18 protein-coding genes are annotated in these 17,138 nt (G+C 34.2%); 7 read left to right on the top strand and 11 right to left on the bottom strand.

Annotated elements, in window-relative coordinates; translation table 11 throughout:
- Positions 1-137: 137 nt before the first annotated feature.
- Positions 138-1,217 (bottom strand): DNA replication/repair protein RecF, encoded by a 1,080-nt coding sequence (gene recF, locus RM520_RS13940; RefSeq protein ID WP_311386173.1) that lies wholly within the window; start codon positions 1,215-1,217, stop codon positions 138-140.
- A gap of 113 nt (positions 1,218-1,330) precedes the next feature.
- Here recF and RM520_RS13935 point away from each other — a divergent pair, with 113 nt between their 5' ends.
- The 7 genes from RM520_RS13935 (at position 1,331) to RM520_RS13905 (ending at position 7,482) form a co-directional block, all read left to right on the top strand.
- Complete coding sequence (locus tag RM520_RS13935; protein WP_311386172.1) at positions 1,331-2,092, top strand: tetratricopeptide repeat protein; 762 nt, start codon at positions 1,331-1,333, stop codon at positions 2,090-2,092.
- A gap of 4 nt (positions 2,093-2,096) precedes the next feature.
- Positions 2,097-2,579, top strand: coding sequence for a 6,7-dimethyl-8-ribityllumazine synthase (gene ribH, locus RM520_RS13930; protein WP_311386171.1), 483 nt, complete (start codon positions 2,097-2,099; stop codon positions 2,577-2,579).
- A gap of 112 nt (positions 2,580-2,691) precedes the next feature.
- Entirely contained in the window at positions 2,692-2,976 is a 285-nt protein-coding gene (locus RM520_RS13925) for a riboflavin synthase subunit beta (RefSeq protein WP_311386170.1), read from the top strand.
- A complete protein-coding gene (gene mutL / locus RM520_RS13920; protein WP_311388408.1) occupies positions 2,976-4,820 on the top strand; it encodes a DNA mismatch repair endonuclease MutL in 1,845 nt (614 codons plus the stop codon). Before RM520_RS13925 ends, mutL begins: the two co-directional genes overlap by 1 nt.
- Positions 4,821-5,555, top strand: coding sequence for a rhomboid family intramembrane serine protease (locus RM520_RS13915; protein WP_311386168.1), 735 nt, complete (start codon positions 4,821-4,823; stop codon positions 5,553-5,555).
- 1 nt (position 5,556) lies between these two features.
- Entirely contained in the window at positions 5,557-6,435 is an 879-nt protein-coding gene (locus RM520_RS13910; protein ID WP_311386167.1) for a rhomboid family intramembrane serine protease, read from the top strand.
- A gap of 15 nt (positions 6,436-6,450) precedes the next feature.
- Entirely contained in the window at positions 6,451-7,482 is a 1,032-nt protein-coding gene (locus tag RM520_RS13905; protein WP_311388407.1) for an endonuclease/exonuclease/phosphatase family protein, read from the top strand.
- Here the strand turns inward: RM520_RS13905 and RM520_RS13900 are convergent.
- The 10 genes from RM520_RS13900 to RM520_RS13855 all read right to left on the bottom strand — a co-directional run bounded on the left by RM520_RS13900 (position 7,459) and on the right by RM520_RS13855 (position 17,136).
- Complete coding sequence (locus RM520_RS13900) at positions 7,459-7,767, bottom strand: DUF6122 family protein (RefSeq protein ID WP_311386165.1); 309 nt, start codon at positions 7,765-7,767, stop codon at positions 7,459-7,461. The genes RM520_RS13905 and RM520_RS13900 overlap by 24 nt on opposite strands.
- The gene (locus tag RM520_RS13895) at positions 7,760-8,392 is read right to left on the bottom strand and encodes a WbqC family protein (protein ID WP_311386164.1); all 633 of its coding nucleotides are present in this window, start codon (positions 8,390-8,392) and stop codon (positions 7,760-7,762) included. The genes RM520_RS13900 and RM520_RS13895 overlap by 8 nt, the downstream gene beginning before the upstream one ends.
- A 13-nt stretch (positions 8,393-8,405) precedes the next feature.
- Complete coding sequence (gene lepB / locus RM520_RS13890) at positions 8,406-10,112, bottom strand: signal peptidase I (RefSeq protein WP_311388406.1); 1,707 nt, start codon at positions 10,110-10,112, stop codon at positions 8,406-8,408.
- Between the two features lie 47 nt (positions 10,113-10,159).
- Positions 10,160-10,861: a 4-hydroxy-tetrahydrodipicolinate reductase gene (gene dapB / locus RM520_RS13885; RefSeq protein ID WP_311386162.1), complete on the bottom strand. Its 702-nt coding sequence runs from the start codon at positions 10,859-10,861 to the stop codon at positions 10,160-10,162.
- Between the two features lie 3 nt (positions 10,862-10,864).
- Positions 10,865-11,515: a DUF5683 domain-containing protein gene (locus RM520_RS13880; RefSeq protein ID WP_311388405.1), complete on the bottom strand. Its 651-nt coding sequence runs from the start codon at positions 11,513-11,515 to the stop codon at positions 10,865-10,867.
- The gene (locus tag RM520_RS13875) at positions 11,508-12,419 is read right to left on the bottom strand and encodes a ParB/RepB/Spo0J family partition protein (RefSeq protein ID WP_311388404.1); all 912 of its coding nucleotides are present in this window, start codon (positions 12,417-12,419) and stop codon (positions 11,508-11,510) included. Before RM520_RS13875 ends, RM520_RS13880 begins: the two co-directional genes overlap by 8 nt.
- Positions 12,420-13,193 carry a ParA family protein gene (locus RM520_RS13870; RefSeq protein WP_311386159.1) on the bottom strand — a complete coding sequence of 258 codons (774 nt, stop codon included), beginning with the start codon at positions 13,191-13,193 and terminating at the stop codon, positions 12,420-12,422.
- A gap of 147 nt (positions 13,194-13,340) precedes the next feature.
- Positions 13,341-15,401, bottom strand: a complete 2,061-nt coding sequence (scpA, locus tag RM520_RS13865) for a methylmalonyl-CoA mutase (protein WP_311388403.1) — start codon at positions 15,399-15,401, stop codon at positions 13,341-13,343.
- Positions 15,394-16,791 (bottom strand): methylmalonyl-CoA mutase subunit beta, encoded by a 1,398-nt coding sequence (locus RM520_RS13860; protein WP_311388402.1) that lies wholly within the window; start codon positions 16,789-16,791, stop codon positions 15,394-15,396. Before RM520_RS13860 ends, scpA begins: the two co-directional genes overlap by 8 nt.
- An 18-nt stretch (positions 16,792-16,809) precedes the next feature.
- Positions 16,810-17,136: an FtsB family cell division protein gene (locus RM520_RS13855; RefSeq protein ID WP_311388401.1), complete on the bottom strand. Its 327-nt coding sequence runs from the start codon at positions 17,134-17,136 to the stop codon at positions 16,810-16,812.
- Positions 17,137-17,138: the final 2 nt, after the last annotated feature.

The raw sequence follows: 17,138 nt of genomic DNA, 5'->3' as shown, positions 1-17,138 counted from the left end.
TCTTCTTTTGTCCATTTGAGAATTCAACAGCAGTTATTTCCCAATACCCGTTGAGGAATTCTAGATTTTTTTTGGATACCTTACTAGAGCAACCCACTAAAAAAAACAAAATAAGTATGTACCCGCAGCGCAACATATTACAAGTTAAAAATTTTGTAGCTCTGATGTATACTTTTAACTACATTTTCAGTTCTATCAGGGTGAGTATCACTTATAAAAATTTGCCCGAAAGAGTCATTATCAACTAAAGAGACAATCTGAGAAACTCTACTTTCATCTAACTTATCAAAGATATCATCCAATAGTAAAATTGGGGTAGTCTTAGCTTGTTCTTTGATAAAGTGAAATTGAGCTAATTTTAAAGCTATTAAAAATGATTTTTGTTGTCCTTGGCTTCCAAATTTCTTGATGGGATGACCATCAATTGCAAAGTCTAAATCATCTTTATGAATACCAACACTTGTGTATTGCAGAGCTCTATCTTTTTCAACAGCATTTTTAAGCAGAACTTTTAGCTCTTGTTCTTTTAATTTGCTTTGGTATTCCAATGAAACACCTTCATCTTTTCCAGAAATGTTTAAATATTGCTCTTTAAATATTGGAATAAATGCTTCTAAAAACGCCTGCCTTTTATTATAAATAATAGTACCATATGTATGTAATTGTTCATCATATATGCTCAAAGTATCTTGATCATAAGTACGATTCAAAGCAAAGTATTTCAATAATGAATTACGTTGCAATAATACCTTATTATATTTAATTAAGGTTTTTAGATAGTCCTTATCCGACTGTGAAATAACACCATCTACAAATTTTCTTCTGGTATCACTGCCTTCTGTTATTAAATCACGATCGGCGGGTGAAATTAAAACAAGTGGTAAAAAGCCAATATGGTCAGAGAATTTATCATAGGCTTTACCATTTTTTTTAATGATTTTTTTTAGCCCGCGTTTAAAACTACAAACTACCTTTTCTAACCTTTTGTCTTTTTCAAACTCGCCTTCAATCATGAAGAATTCGGTACCATGCTTAATATTCTGTGTTGCCACCGGATTAAAATAACTTTTACCGAAAGAAAGATGATAAATGGCATCTAAAATATTGGTCTTTCCAATGCCATTAGCTCCCACCAAACAGTTAATTGTAGCGTCGAATTCTAAATTTTGAGAAGAGAAATTCTTGTAATTAACTAACGATAAGCGTTTTAAAAACATATTTTGCTTTCGGACGATGGTTATTTTAATAGGAAAGATTCCAAAAATAACGAATATTTTACCTTTCCGTTTTGGATAAAAACTTTATTTTTGCGCGATTAATAAAATTAAGAATGGCAACATATAAGAAGCGAGGCTATAAACCTAAAAATAAAGCTGAAGAGCATGAGTTTGATGTACAGGATAGTACAACAGCAGAAGTTTTTAGCACGCTAGATGAAAGCGCGTCTAAAACTGAAGCATGGGTTTCAAAGAATCAAAATTTTATACTTGGAGCTATTATTTTGGTCGCTGTTGGTATTTTAGCCTATTTAGGATATAACGAGTTTATTCAAAAGCCTAAAGAACAAAGTGCGGCTAATGAATTGTATTACCCACAACAAAATTTTGACCAAGCAATGACCAATGAAGCTAATAAAGATTCATTGTTGAATTTAGCTTTATTAGGTTCAGAAGGTAAATATGGCTTTTTAGATATTATTAGTGAGTATAAAGGAACAAAAGCTGCAAACTTAGCTAGCTATTCAGCTGGTATGGCTTATTTGAATACTCAAAATTATAAGGAGGCTATTGAGCATCTTGAGAATTTTTCTTCAGATGATGCTGTTTTAGGTGCTCTTGCAAAAGGAGCAATAGGTGATTCATTTTCTCAATTAGGTCAGGCTGAAGATGCTTTAGACTATTATGAGAAAGCAATTGCCCACAATGAGAATGCATATTCTACACCTAAATATTTATATAAAGCAGGCATCACGGCGATGAATTTAGGGTATACGGAAAAGGCATTACAATATTTTGAGCGAATTAAAGCAGACTTTTCTTCTGCCAATGAAGCAACAAATATTGAAGCTTTGATAGGTTCAGTAAAAAAGTAGCATCATGGCTACAGAGAATAAAAATTTATCTACATACGATAAGACAACAATCCCAAACGCGAAAAACCTTCGATTTGGGATTGTTGTTTCTGAATGGAATGAGTCCATTACCGAAGGACTTTATTCGGGGGCATTAAAAGCCTTACTCGATTGTGGCGCATCAGCCCACAACATACTTCGTTGGAACGTTCCCGGTAGTTTTGAGTTAATTCATGGCTGTAAAAAGATTATAACCTCTCAAGAAATAGATGCAGTCATTGCAATCGGGAGTGTCATACGAGGCGAAACAAGTCATTTTGACTATGTGTGTTCTGCGACAGCCCAAGGTATTAAAGACTTGAACCTACAATATGAAGTACCAGTTATATTCTGTGTTCTTACAGATGATAATCTACAACAGTCTATCGATCGAAGCGGTGGTAAACATGGAAATAAAGGTACTGAGGCTGCAATAGCTGCAATTAAAATGGCTGTTCTAGGAAAATAAGATTTCTTTTTTCTAAAATTTAAGCTCCTTTTTTCCTTAACAATTTTTGTGACCTAGGCAATGCGCTATTTTTCGTTTTTAAGTACCTTTGATAATAGAGGTATTGGACACTATGCGTAACTTTTTAAAACTAAGGGGAAATAGAACTTTCGAGTATAAGCCGCGATATTATAAAGGCGATGGTAGTCCATACAAGATTGAACATAAACTTGATAAGTTCCGAAGTACTGCAACGACAAATAGAGGCCTAAAAAATAAATTTTCTTCCGCTTTTGATGATTTAAAAACAGAAGGAGATAGAAATATTAAGATGCGTTTCATTATCATCTTAGCTGTCTTAATTTTGTTGTTTTTGTTTATTATTGACTTCGATTTATCTATATTCTATAGTGCTTAATGGCAGATATTATAAAACTTTTGCCAGATCATGTTGCCAATCAAATTGCAGCAGGTGAGGTAGTACAAAGACCGGCATCTGTAGTTAAAGAATTATTAGAGAATGCAATTGATGCGGGGGCTACCAATATCAAGCTTATCGTTAAAGATGGGGGTAAAGCATTAATTCAGGTAGTTGATAATGGTATAGGAATGAGCGAGACAGATGCTCGTCTTTCTTTTGAACGCCATGCTACTTCAAAAATTTCATGTGCCGAAGACTTATTTAATTTAAACACAAAAGGTTTTAGAGGCGAGGCATTAGCTTCCATTGCCGCAATAGCTCATGTTGATGTTCAAACAAAACCTGAGAATGCCGAATTAGGTTCATTTTTAAAAATTGAAGGAAGTAAAATAACAGCTCAAGATGTAGCGGCAACGCCTAAAGGTACTTCAATTGCTGTAAAAAATTTATTTTTTAATATTCCAGCTAGAAGAAATTTTTTAAAGTCTAATCAAGTGGAGCTCCGCCATATAACAGATGAGTTTCAAAGAGTCGCACTTGTCCATTTTGATGTTGCTTTTCAGTTTTATAACAATGGTTCAGAACTATTTAATTTACCCAAAGAAAACTTTCGACAACGAATTGTCCATGTTTTTGGTGCAAAAATGAATGAACGATTAGTACCGGTTGAAGAAGAAACTGAAGTTGTAAAAGTTTCTGGTTTTATATGCAAACCTGAATTTGCTAGAAAGAGTAGGGGAGAACAATTTTTCTTTGCTAATGGCAGATTCATTAAGAGCCCGTATTTACATCATGCCATTGGTGCAGCCTTTGAAGGTTTAATTAAATCTGAAATGCAACCTGGTTATTTTTTGTTCTTGAACGTTGACCCTAAAGCAATTGACATTAATATCCATCCAACTAAAACCGAAGTTAAATTTGATGATGAAAATACTTTATATGCAATTTTAAGGTCAACTATAAAACATAGTTTGGGTCAGTTTAATGTGGTGCCAAGTTTAGATTTTGAGCATGACAATAATTTATTAACGCCATATTCGTACCAAGGTAAAGAAGCAGTTGTTCCTAAAGTAACTGTTGATGCTCGATTTAATCCGTTTGAATCTAAGGAATCAAGCACCGTAAGAACAAGCTCTTTTAAAAAGAAGTCGATAGAAGGTTGGGAAAATTTATATACTGACCTTGACGATAAAGACAACTCTTTTAGTAGTGTTCAATTTGAATCACAAATTGAGGTGCCTGATATTTTTGAAGGACAAGAAGAAGATATAAAAACCAATCAGATAGCTTTTCAATTACGTCGAAAGTTTATTGTGACTACAATAAAATCAGGAATGTTGGTCATAAATCAAAACCGTGCACATCAGAGGGTGTTATATGAAAAATTTCTGGCTAATAACGAAGTAAAACAAGGTGTTAGCCAACAATTATTATTTCCGTTAACTCTGGAGTTTACAGGACCAGAAATTCAACAACTTAAGCAATTTCATGAGCATCTCTCAGTATTGGGTTTTATCATGAATTTTGGTAAAAAACAGAAAGTCACTGTGTCAGGTATACCAACTATTATGACTGAAACTTCAATTGGCACAGTATTCGCTGAATTGCTTATAAACAATGAAAGTGAAGTTACAGATGAAGAGGTGTTATCATCTGAAGTTTTAATAGCTAAGATACTTTGTAGAACTTTAGCTTTAAAGAGTGGCCAACCTTTAGATACAACCTCTCAAATAGCTTTGGTAAATGACCTTTTTGGGTGTGAAGAATCGAAGCTAGATCCTTTTAATCGAATTATTTATACTACTATTGAAACAGACTTAATTGAGAAGAAATTTATATAAATGGGAAGAATAACAGAAGCTATAAAACATTTATTGATAATCAATGTACTTTTTTTTATCGCAACTCAGTTGTATGGTGATCAAATGTATCAATGGCTATCACTCTGGTTTATAGAGAACTCAAATTTTCAGTGGTGGCAAGTCATTTCTCATATGTTCATGCATGGCAATTTGATGCATATAATTTTTAATATGTATGCCCTGTGGGCTTTTGGCTCACCATTGGAAAAAGCATGGGGTAGGAATAAGTTTTTATTCTTTTATTTTTCTGCAGGAATAGGAGCCGCGCTATTACATACCGCCGCTAATTATTATTTCTTTAACCAAGGTTTGGAAGCAATTGTTAATAGTGGTATAAATGAATCACAAGTTTTAAAGGTTTTAAAGAATGGTCAATATAGTCCAGACTGGTATGGTTTAGCTGGTCAAAATGTTGTAGAAGGAATGTTGTCAGCCTTTAATACACCTGCAGTTGGTGCATCCGGAGCAGTGTATGGTGTATTGGTTGCTTTTGCGTTTATGTATCCAAACGCCGAATTAATGCTAATTTTTCTTCCAGTTCCTATAAAAGCCAAATATTTTGTTCCCTTAATAATTCTTGGTGATGTGTTTTTTGGTATTTCAGGAACTAATACAGGAATCGCACACTTTGCACATATAGGTGGGGCTCTAATTGGCTTTATTATGATGTGGTATTGGAAAAAAAATCAGTTTAATAAAAACCGTTGGAATTAATATGGCTGGTGGAAACTTACAATATCAATTTAGTAGACTAAATTTTGCAGAAAAGCTCATAGCTGTAAATGTGTTTATCTTTTTGTTGGTAAACCTTTTACCTGTACTTTTCGGTATTTCAAGTGAGCAAATTATAAGCTGGTTTGAGTTGCCTGAGGCCTTAGGTTCGTTTGTATCACAACCTTGGTCGATAGTTACCTATTCCTTTTTTCATGGAGGTTTTGGTCACATTTTTTGGAATATGTTATTGCTTTATTTTTTTGGTAGAATCTTTTTTAATCTCTTCGATAAACAAAAATTCATTGCAGTATATTTTTTAGGGGTTATAGTGGGGGGGCTGCTTTTTATGTTAGCTTATAATGTTTTTCCAACACTATCAGCTACAAATGCTATTTTAATTGGTGCTTCAGCCGGTGTTACAGCAGTATTAATTTTTATTTGCACCTATATTCCAAACCAGGAAATACGGGTTATTTTTTTCAATGTCAAACTATGGCAATTGGGAGCTTTTGTTATTCTAAAAGATGTTGTCACTTTGGCTTCTGGTGAGAACGTAGGCGGAATGTTTGCTCATTTAGGTGGCGCACTTTTGGGCTACGTTTATGCAAGGCAGTTGTTTAAAGGACGCGATATCGGAGAAGGTTTTAATAAATTACTAGATAGTATTGGGGAATTGTTTAAATCTAAAACTAAAAAGGCCCCATTGAAAACGGTTTATAAAAGAAATACTACCAAGAATACAAAAAACAAGGTTGATTACGACAAAGAAAGTCATCAAAGAAAGATAGACGCTATCTTAGATAAAATCAGTAAGTCTGGTTATGAAAGTTTATCACAAGCAGAAAAAGATTTTCTATTCAAAGCGGGTAAAGAAGACTGATATAACAAAGCCTAAATGTTTTATAGACTCCTACTTAATATATTTTTTGCCTTTCTATTATTAATCTCCATTATTATCTATTATATGGGTATTGGCAATGCTGGTATTTTTGGTGTACTTAGTTTGATGGTGCCAATACTAGTTTTTGTGAATCTCGTATTTATGATTGATTGGGTCATTAGAAAAAACTCTAGATTTCTTTTGTCTTTTATTACTTTAACAATAAGTTATTTTGTTTTTGGAAGCTTTTTTAAATTGTTCGGGAATAACGAGAGTGCGATCGGGGACCTTAAAATACTCACTTATAATACCAGAAGTTTTAACAATAATGAAGCGATTAAAGAGCCAGACATTGATAAAAAAATAATCAAGTTTGTAAATGATTTAGACCCAGATATTATTTGTTTTCAAGAATTCTACCATATTAAACAATATGACGGTAACTTTAAGAATTACCCTTATCGTTTTGTTGATTTTAATGAAGAAAAGCCAAAGGGTAAAATCATTCAAGCTATTTTTTCAAAACATCCTATTTTGAATGAAAAAGTCTTTGAATTCAAAAAAAGTGGAAATAGTGCTATCGCGGCAAACATCTTAATTAATCAAGACACCATAACGGTATATAATGTTCATTTTGAATCATTTGGAATAGTTCCTGACTCTGAAGTGCTTAAGAACGAGAATTCTGGAAGAACACTAAGAAAAATTACAAGAACATTTATTAAACAACAAGAACAGTCTTTACAGATTAGTAATGATATTAACCTTAATAAATATCAAAGCGTACTTTGCGGTGATTTGAATAATACCCAGTTTTCGAGTGTATATAGAGAGGTAATCGGTGATTTTCAAGATTCTTTTTTAGAGACTGGTCATGGTTTTGGTAAAACTTTTAGTTTAAAAGGTTTTCCAATGCGTATAGATTATATACTTGCTGATAATAGTTTTGAGTTCACCTCTCACACTAATTATGAAGTCGAGTATTCAGATCATTTTCCGGTTATGGCAACTTTGAAGTTGAAATCAGATAAGGCTACAGTCGACTAGATCAGCTAGAACATGAATTAATAATCCTATCGCTATAATACGACTCCTTTTAAAAAGTAAGCCCATCGCATATATTCCTATGGCCCAATAACTATGAAGTGGGTGAAAATTTATACTACATCTATGAGGGTCAAAAATTGGAGTTGCAAATACATGATCAACATCAATTAGAATTCCTGCTAATAGAATCAATATGACTCTTTTTTGATTGTTTTTGAAAAAAATAAGACCAATTAAAACAGGAAAAATAAAGTGCGTTCCATAATGTAGCAAGAACCTAAGCATCTAAAAAGGATAAGTTCTGATTTTGTAAATAATTGAGAGCATTAGTACCCTCATTAAATAATAAATCAAGCGTGCTTGAATTTGGAACAAAACCATTGCGATCATCGAAAACTTGAAAATAAGGCTCTTGGCTCAAAGTAAATTCCTTTTTTGCATTAACTAAAAAACGCATATCTAAACCTTCATTAAAATTTAGGTTAAAACTTTCCGTTTTTAAGTATGCTAAATCAATACCTAAAGCTTCGGTAATGAATGCAATAGTTTTTAAATTAAATTCTAGCAACGAATCAAATTCTTCATGAAATAAAGGTTCTAGCTCGTCTTCATAAAACTCGAAATAGGCAGAAGTTCTATAAGATGTTTGTAAAGTTCTCCAATGCTGTCTTTGCCAATTGTAACTATTATCAATTTTTACATCTTTATAGCGTTGTCGACCAGAACTGCCTCCAACGTGTTTTATAGGAATGGTAAGAAGATGTTTTCCTTGGTCATTACATATATTACAACGATTACGAAAAGTCTGTTTTTGATAATTATCATTCACTTCCCAAACGACCTCATTTTTTATCATTGCTGCTACAGTAGCAATATTTGGAAAATAGGTAGGGTGAAATAGTGCTTTCAATTTTTATGAATGCTTAAGATGCTGATTTAGACTTTTTTTTACGGAAAAAATCAAATACAAAGTAACCTGCTAATAAAATCAGGAAGTATTTAAAATAGGAAACAGGTTCACCGCTGCCTCCGACAGTAGTAAATATACGGTCCCAGCGCAGTTTTTCATTAAATCTAATTCCGTCTTGAAAATTATCAAAACTCAACCAAATGAATACTGGTTTACCCACGATATGATCTTCAGCTACATAACCCCAGGCTCTGCTATCTTCTGAGTGGTCTCTATTGTCACCCATCATCCAAAAGTAATCTTGCTTAAAGGTATAAGAGCTAACTTCTTCGCCGTTAATTAATACTCGATTGGACTCTACTTTAACTTGATTATGCTCGTAGTCCCTTATAATTTTTTTATAAAGCGGAATTGTTTTGTTGTTGATTTCAACGGTACTTCCCGCTTTAGGAATATAAATAGGTCCAAAATTGTCAACATTCCATCGGTAATAAGGGCTCTGCGGAAAAACATTGTAACCAGGAGTTCCTTTTATTTGAACTTCCATAACTACAGAATCAATAGAGGAATTGGCTCGAAGTTTTGCCACCATATCATCAGTCATATTCGCGACTCTTGATAATGGTGATTCTTCCTTTAATGATAAACGAAGTTCTCTTATCAATTCAATAGGTAAACCTTGTGGTCCAGTTAATATTACTGGTTTGCCTTTTTCATCTGACCCAGCGGCAATACCATTAGCTCTAAGTATATTCAATTGATTTTGAGAAAGTGTCGCAGGAATATATTTTCGGGTATAATCGCTTGCATCTATTTCACCTAACAACCTACTTGAAACTCCTTTTCTTGAATAAATTTTATAATTTTTCATGACCTTAGCTCGGTCAGATAGTTCTAATTTTTCACCATTAATATGGACAAAACCATCTACGACCGACAAAGAATCTCCAGGAGTACCAACACACCTTTTAACGTAATTTGATTTTTTATCAATAGGTTTTTGAACACCTTCCTCTGCCTTGAAAAAGACCCTTACTGTATCTGCAGGCCAACTAAAAACAACAATATCATTCTTCTTAGGTGTTTGAAAGCCAGGTAATCTAAAATATGGAATTTGAGGCTTATTTAGATAGGATCGCTTTTTTAGAACTGGTATGGTATCATGAACCATTGGCGCTGCTACAGCAGTCATGGGAGTTCGTGCTCCAAAATGAAATTTACTTACAAATAGAAAATCTCCAACACGTAAGGTGCGTTCTAACGAACCAGTTGGAATCACGTAGGGTTGAATAAAATAGGTATGTACAAAGGTTGCTGCTACAATTGCGAATACAATTGAACTAACCCATTCACCAAGTCCGGTTCTTGGTTTTAAATCGCGATCTTCAATATAGTCGACATCTTGTGTATAGTTAATGTAAGTAATGTAAAAGCCTAAAGTCAGAATAGCTAACCAAGTATCTACTGACTTGTTTTTACCAAAACTTCGAATGGTCTCTACCCAAATTACCGGAAACATTAATAGATTAATTATTGGGATAAATAACAACAAAACCCACCATTTTGGTCTGTTAATAATTTGCATTAAAACAATACCATTATAAATGGGTATGGCAGCTTCCCAGGCCTTACGCCCTGCCTTTACATATAATTTCCATGTTCCAAGAAAATGAATAACCTGAACAATAAGTATAAAAATAATCCACTGCGTACCGTTCATAAAAAATGTTTGTTTCTTAGACCTTTATTTTTCTTATTTGTTACGGATTAAGTCAGATTTAACACATCTTTCATAGAAAAGATGCCTTCTTTACTCTGAATCCATTCTGCTGCAATAATTGCTCCTAAGGCAAATCCTTCACGATTGTGAGCCGTATGTTTAATTTCAATAGCATCAACCGAACTTTCATAATTAATGGTATGTGTTCCAGGCACCTTCCCTATTCGTTTTGAAGTTATTGCTATATGATTTTCAACTTCTTCTTCTAGTTTCCAACCCGAATATAACGAGTTTTCGATGATTCCCTCAGCTAAGGTAATAGCTGTGCCGCTTGGAGCGTCTAATTTTTCGGTGTGGTGTATTTCTTCTAAAGACACCTTGTATTGTTCCAGATTAGCCATCATTTGAGCCAAATTTTTATTTAACTCAAAAAAAATATTTACTCCTAAGCTAAAATTTGAGGCATAAATAAATGCACTCTTATTTTCTTTACAAATGGTTTTAGCTTCATCAATTTTGGATAACCAACCTGTAGTGCCTGAAATTACAGGAACTCCATGTTTAAAACAATCCGTAATATTTTTGAATGCTGCATCCGGTGTACTGAAATCAATGGCTACATCAAAGTCAGAATAAGCTATTTCAGAAGTTCCAGCATCAATTTTTGCTACAATTTGATGACCTCTACTTAGACCAATTTTCTCAAGCATTTGACCCATTTTACCATATCCAAATAAGGCTATCTTCATATGCTAGAATTTTAGAACTAATGCCAATCCGTAGTTTGGATCATTGTTGATTGGATTGATATTGAGGTATGGTTTAAAATCTATACCCAACCGCTCATCAACATTATATTGTTTTAAGTGGGCATCCACGTTGGCATCAATAATGTTTAGAGCATACAATGCGATACTTATAACCAATGCTAAATCTCTATTTCTTTGTGTTGATTCTTGAGCGTCTTGTAACGATTCATCACTAAAATCTGGACCGACACCGTCGCCATTTAAATCAAAGAATTCATCATCAGTAAAACCTGCACGCCTTCTCTTAAAAGCATCTCTTACTTGATTGTATTGGGTGTTGTTCGCTGAATAAGCAGCAATGCTTAAACCAAGTGCCCCCCACACTAATGGAGCCTTCCAATAACGTTTGTTATAAATTTGACCTAAACCTGGTAAAATTGCCGAGTAAAATGCCGCTTTACTTGGTGCTAGTGGGTTAATTTTTATCCCTTCATAGCTAACTTCTTCAAAAACCACACCTTCTTGTGCTAAATTTGTTTGTAAAGAATCTGCTTTCTGTTCGGTTATAGTTTTTTCTTCCTCTTCGTTTTCTTGTGAGAAAGTGATGGAGAATACCAAACAAAAAAGAATAAAAAGATAGCTAACTTTATTCACCAGAAAGTAATTTTTTCAATCGCTGAAATTCCTCTTTCGAATGAAAAGGAATAACAATTTTCCCTTTCCCAGTTGCAGATGATGAAACATCAACCTTAACAGCCAAGTGGTTTTTGATGGCATCTAAATGCTTTGTGATATAACCAGGAAGCTCTTTAGAATTTTCTTTAGCTGGCAATGAACTTTTACTGTTTTTACCATCACGCAGATTCTTAACCAATTGCTCTGTTTCACGCACTGAAAGTTTTTCAGTTAAAATACGTTCATAAATTCCTAATTGATTTTTCTTCTTTTCAATATTGACTAAGGCACGACCATGTCCCATACTTAAAAAGCCATCGCGCATTCCCGTTTGTATGATAGGGTCTAATTTTAATAGCCTTAAATAATTAGTGATTGTAGAACGTTTTTTTCCAACTCGTTCACTCATCTTTTCTTGCGTTAATTGAATGTCATCAATTAATCGTTGATAAGAGAGTGCAATTTCAATAGGGTCTAAATCTTGGCGTTGAATATTTTCAACCAAGGCCATTTCTAAGGATTCTTGGTCGTTAGCTATTCGGATGTACGCAGGTATGGTCTCTAACCCAACTAATTTAGAGGCACGATAACGTCGTTCACCGGATACTAATTGAAATTTATTAAAATCTAGTTTTCTTACTGTAATTGGCTGAATAATACCTAACTCACGAATAGAGCTGGCAAGTTCTTTTAACGCCGCATCATTAAAATTAGAACGCGGTTGAAACGGGTTGACTTCAATAGCTTCTATTTCAAGTTCAACCACATTACCGATTACCTTATCAGCATTCTTATCAGAAACTGATTGAATATCATTTTCAGGATCTTTTAAAAGGGCAGATAAACCTCTACCTAAAGCCTGTTTCTTAGTTGCTTTCGCCATCTAAACTGTCTCCTTATTTTTTTGTAATAATTCGTTAGCCAAATTCAAATAATTAGATGCCCCTTTACTACTTGCATCATATTTAATAATACTTTCTCCATAACTTGGAGCTTCACTTAATTTGACGTTTCGTTGTATGATAGTATCAAAAACCATATCTGCGAAATGTTTTTTAACCTCTTCCACCACTTGATTAGATAATCGTAATCGAGAATCATACATGGTCAATAACATTCCTTCAATATCTAAATCTGGGTTATGTATTTTTTGAACACTTTTTACTGTGTTCAATAATTTGCCAAGACCTTCTAAAGCAAAATATTCACACTGAATTGGAATCATAACTGCGTCAGCAGCAGTTAAGGCATTCAATGTCAATAAACCTAATGAGGGGGCACAATCTATAAGAATGTAATCATAAGCCTCTCTCAATGCACCAATAGCCTGCTTCATCATGTATTCACGATTATCCTTATCGACCAATTCAATTTCTATCGCAACAAGATCAATATGAGAAGGTATTAAATCTACGTTTGGTGAATTCGTCGATATTATGGTCTCATTTGCAGTTGCAGTATGCTCTAATAACTGGTATGTCCCTTTTTCAACACTTTCAACATCAATACCCAATCCTGAAGTTGCATTTGCCTGAGGGTCCGCATCTATCAATAAAACTTTCTTTTCTAAAACTCCTAGAGAGGCAGCAAGATTTACTGTTGTAGTCGTTTTACCAACACCTCCTTTTTGGTTTGCAATAGCAATGATTTTGCCCATTTGTTGCGTAAGTTAGAAGGTAAAAATACAATTATTTATAAAGCTATTAAATGTAATTTGTTAACACAAAGTGAATAAGTAATGTAATGTGCGTTAAGGAAAGTTAAAGTTTGATAAAAACGAACTTTGTTGGAATTTAAATGACAGTTAAGTAGATAAAATAGTCAGTATTTCTATAGCTGTATCACTGATTTTTGTTCCGGGTCCGAACACCGCCACTGCGCCAGCTCCATAGAGGTAATCATAGTCTTGCTTTGGAACTACACCCCCAACTATCACCATAATATCTTCTCGATTATATGATTTAAGCTCTTTTAAAACTGCTGGGACTAAAGTTTTATGACCTCCCGCTAAAGACGAAATACCAAGTACATGAACATCATTCTCAACGGCTTGTTTGGCTACTTCTTGTGGAGTCTGAAATAATGGTCCAATATCTACATCAAAGCCCAAATCGGCATACCCAGTGGCAACTACCTTGGCACCCCGATCATGACCATCTTGCCCCATTTTAGCCACCATTATTCTTGGGCGACGTCCTTCATTTTCAGCAAAATCATCAGCCATCTTTTTAGCTTTTTTAAAGCTAGTATCATTTTTAATTTCTTTTGAATACACGCCGCTTACGGATTGAATTTTAGCTCTATAACGACCAAAGGCTTTTCCCAAGGCATCACTAATCTCACCTAAAGTAGCACGTTCTCTAGCCGCATTTACAGCTAAAGCTAGTAAATTTTTACTGGATTCACCATTCATTTTCTGTCCGGCGACAACTTCAATTTCACGCAAACAAGAACTTACCTTTTGAGAATCTCGAGCTAATTTAATTTTTGTAAGGCTATTTATTTGTTGCGTTCGGACCATTTTATTGTTCACTTCCAATATCTGAAGATCATCTTCATCTTCCAAAACAAATTTGTTTACGCCCACCAAAACTTCTTGACCACTATCTAATCGTGCTTGCTTTTTTGCCGCGGCCTCTTCAATTCTCAATTTAGGAATACCTGCTTCAATTGCTTTTGTCATACCCCCAAGTTCCTCTACCTCATTGATCAATTGAAAAGCCTCTTCAGCAATTGATTTGGTTAGTTCTTCAACATAATAACTGCCAGCCCAAGGGTCAACAGTTCTAGTTATTTCAGTTTCTTTTTGCAGGTATATTTGAGTGTTTCTGGCAATGCGTGCAGAAAAATCTGTTGGTAATGCGATAGCTTCATCTAAAGCGTTGGTATGTAGGCTTTGCGTTCCTCCAAAAGCCGCCGCCATAGCTTCAATAGTCGTTCTTGCGACATTGTTGAAAGGGTCTTGTTCTGTTAAACTCCAACCACTGGTTTGAGAGTGCGTTCTGAGCATTAAAGATTTTTCATTACTCGGATTGAATTTTTTAACCAATTTGGTCCATAGCATTCGCGCAGCGCGCATTTTAGCAATTTCAGTAAAATGATTCATTCCAATCCCCCAAAAGAAGGAAAGCCGAGGTGCAAAATCATCAATTTTTAATCCAGCTTTAATTCCTGTTTTAATGTATTCGATGCCATCAGCTAGTGTATAGGCAACCTCTAATGCTGCTGGTGCACCTGCTTCGTGCATGTGATAACCAGAAATACTTATGCTGTTGAAACGATGCATTTTTTGACTAGTAAATTCAAAAATGTCAGCTATAATTTGAATGGAAGGCGCTGGAGGATAAATGTAAGTGTTGCGCACCATGAACTCTTTCAAAATATCATTCTGAATAGTACCTGTAAGTTGGTCAAGAGATACTCCTTGCTCTTCAGCTGCTACAATATAGAAGGCCATAATTGGTAAAACTGCACCATTCATGGTCATAGAAACTGACATTTTATCCAATGGAATATTGTCGAAAAGAATTTTCATATCCTCGACTGAATCAATGGCGACCCCAGCTTTACCTACATCACCAATAACGCGTTCATTGTCGCTGTCATACCCTCGATGGGTTGGCAAATCAAAGGCAACGGAAAGGCCTTTTTGACCAGCTTTTAAATTTCGTTGGTAAAAGGCATTACTCTCTTCGGCCGTTGAAAAACCGGCATATTGTCGTATTGTCCATGGGCGACGGACATACATCGTGGAATAAGGACCCCGAAGAAAAGGAGGGATGCCCGCGGCGAAATCAAAACCTCTATTATCTCTCTCGATATTCTGAGTATGAAGTTCTATATACTGAAGATTCTTTCTACTCATCTTGTAATCGCTTTTGTTCTAAAACTTCTGAAAGTCTTTTCTGTATAATCGGCTCAATCACCGTCTTCCGCTTTTCTGTTTTTACAAAAGGGTGCAATTCTAAATCATCTTTCATTTTATCTTCCAAGTTTTGGAAGGTGTTTGTGCCAATTAAAACTAATTCTCCCTTATCAAATTTTGTTTGTTCTTTTGCTGCGTTTTCTTTTATTTTCTTTTGAATGATTCCTTCTTTCAATTGTTTTAAAAAGCCACCACTATTTTCTATTTGTTTAAAAAGGACAAGTGCTTTTTCTGCCAATTGTTGCGTTAGACTTTCGATGTAATATGTACCTTCAACAGCTTTTACCGCATCATCAAAATAGCTTTCTTCCTTTAATAACAATAGTTGATTACGAGCTATTCTTTCCCCAAACTCATTGTCTTTATGATATAATGAATCATAAGGTAGATTACATACTGTATTTGCTCCGCCAAGCACAGCCGACATGCATTCAGAAGTTGTTCTAAGCATGTTCACGTTATAATCATATATAGTTTTATTGCGCTTGCTTGGTCTTACTTTAATATGACAAGGTAAATCATAGTTATATTCTTGACTTAAAGCGGACCAGAGAGCTCGTAGCGCTTTTAACTTTGCTATTTCAAAAAAATAATTTCCACCAACAGCTACATTAAAAGTCATTGATATTGACTTTTCTTCTGAACCCTGTTTTAAAAGTGAGAGATGATTTAAATACTCATTGGCATGGGCAAGGCCATAGGCTAATTGTTGAACCATATTGCCACCAGCGTTTTGGTACAAGCTTAAATCAACTGCTAAAACTGAGAAGTTTTTTTTTGTAGCACATGTATGGAATATATCTTCGAGAATTTGATGATCTTTTGCTTGATTATAAAACCAATTTCCTGTTCTGGCTAAATGTCCTAAAATATCGATGTGCAGATAGACCTCTATAACCTTGTCATCAACAAAATTTATTAATCTAGTGATGGATTCATTATCCAAAAAATTTAGATGAAGATGAATCGGTGTATTTGTGAGATCTAGATTTTTAAAAAGTACAGACCAAGTAATAGATGAATTAGAAATTTTAAAAACTAAAGATGAAACCCCTTTATTAAGAACATCTTTGGCTTTTTCATTGGCTTTGACTTCATCATTAACATAAATAGATTGCCCAATTTGCCAAATATCATTGTGAGTTGAGACTAGACTAGATGTTTTATCCAAATCTTCACTATGATAAAACGGTTTAACATGTATACCTTCTAAAGATTCCCAAACTAGAGTTTCATTATAATCTGCTCCCTTTAGATCAAACTGAATTTTTTGTTTCCATTGCTTAGCAGAAACTTCTTGAAATTCTGAAAAAAGTGATTCGTTTTTCATGGTCATAAATTCAACTATTTAATGCTTCTGCTTTAAACTGTCTTCATGTTCAATGAGAAAAATTTCTTCATTGTCTTTTTTCATATAATATTGCTCTCTAGCGAACTTTTCCAGTTCATCTTCATTAGAAAGTTTTTTTAATACTTTTTTATCCTTCTCAATTTCATCTTTTAAAAAGGCTTTCTGTTGCTCTAGTTTATTGATTTCTTTTTTTAATTCTAAATGAATAAGTAGAGAGTTAGTATCAAAAAATGCCATCCAAATAACAAACAGCGTTAAGACTAAAACATACATGTTTGTCAAAAATCGAAACCAACCTTTTTGTTTTAAATCTTTCCAGCTCATCG

Source organism: Croceitalea vernalis (genome assembly GCF_031846405.1).
Taxonomy (GTDB): Bacteria; Bacteroidota; Bacteroidia; order Flavobacteriales; family Flavobacteriaceae; genus Croceitalea; species Croceitalea vernalis.
Note: the sequence above shows the minus strand (reverse complement) of the source record. Positions and strands in the feature narration are given on the sequence as shown.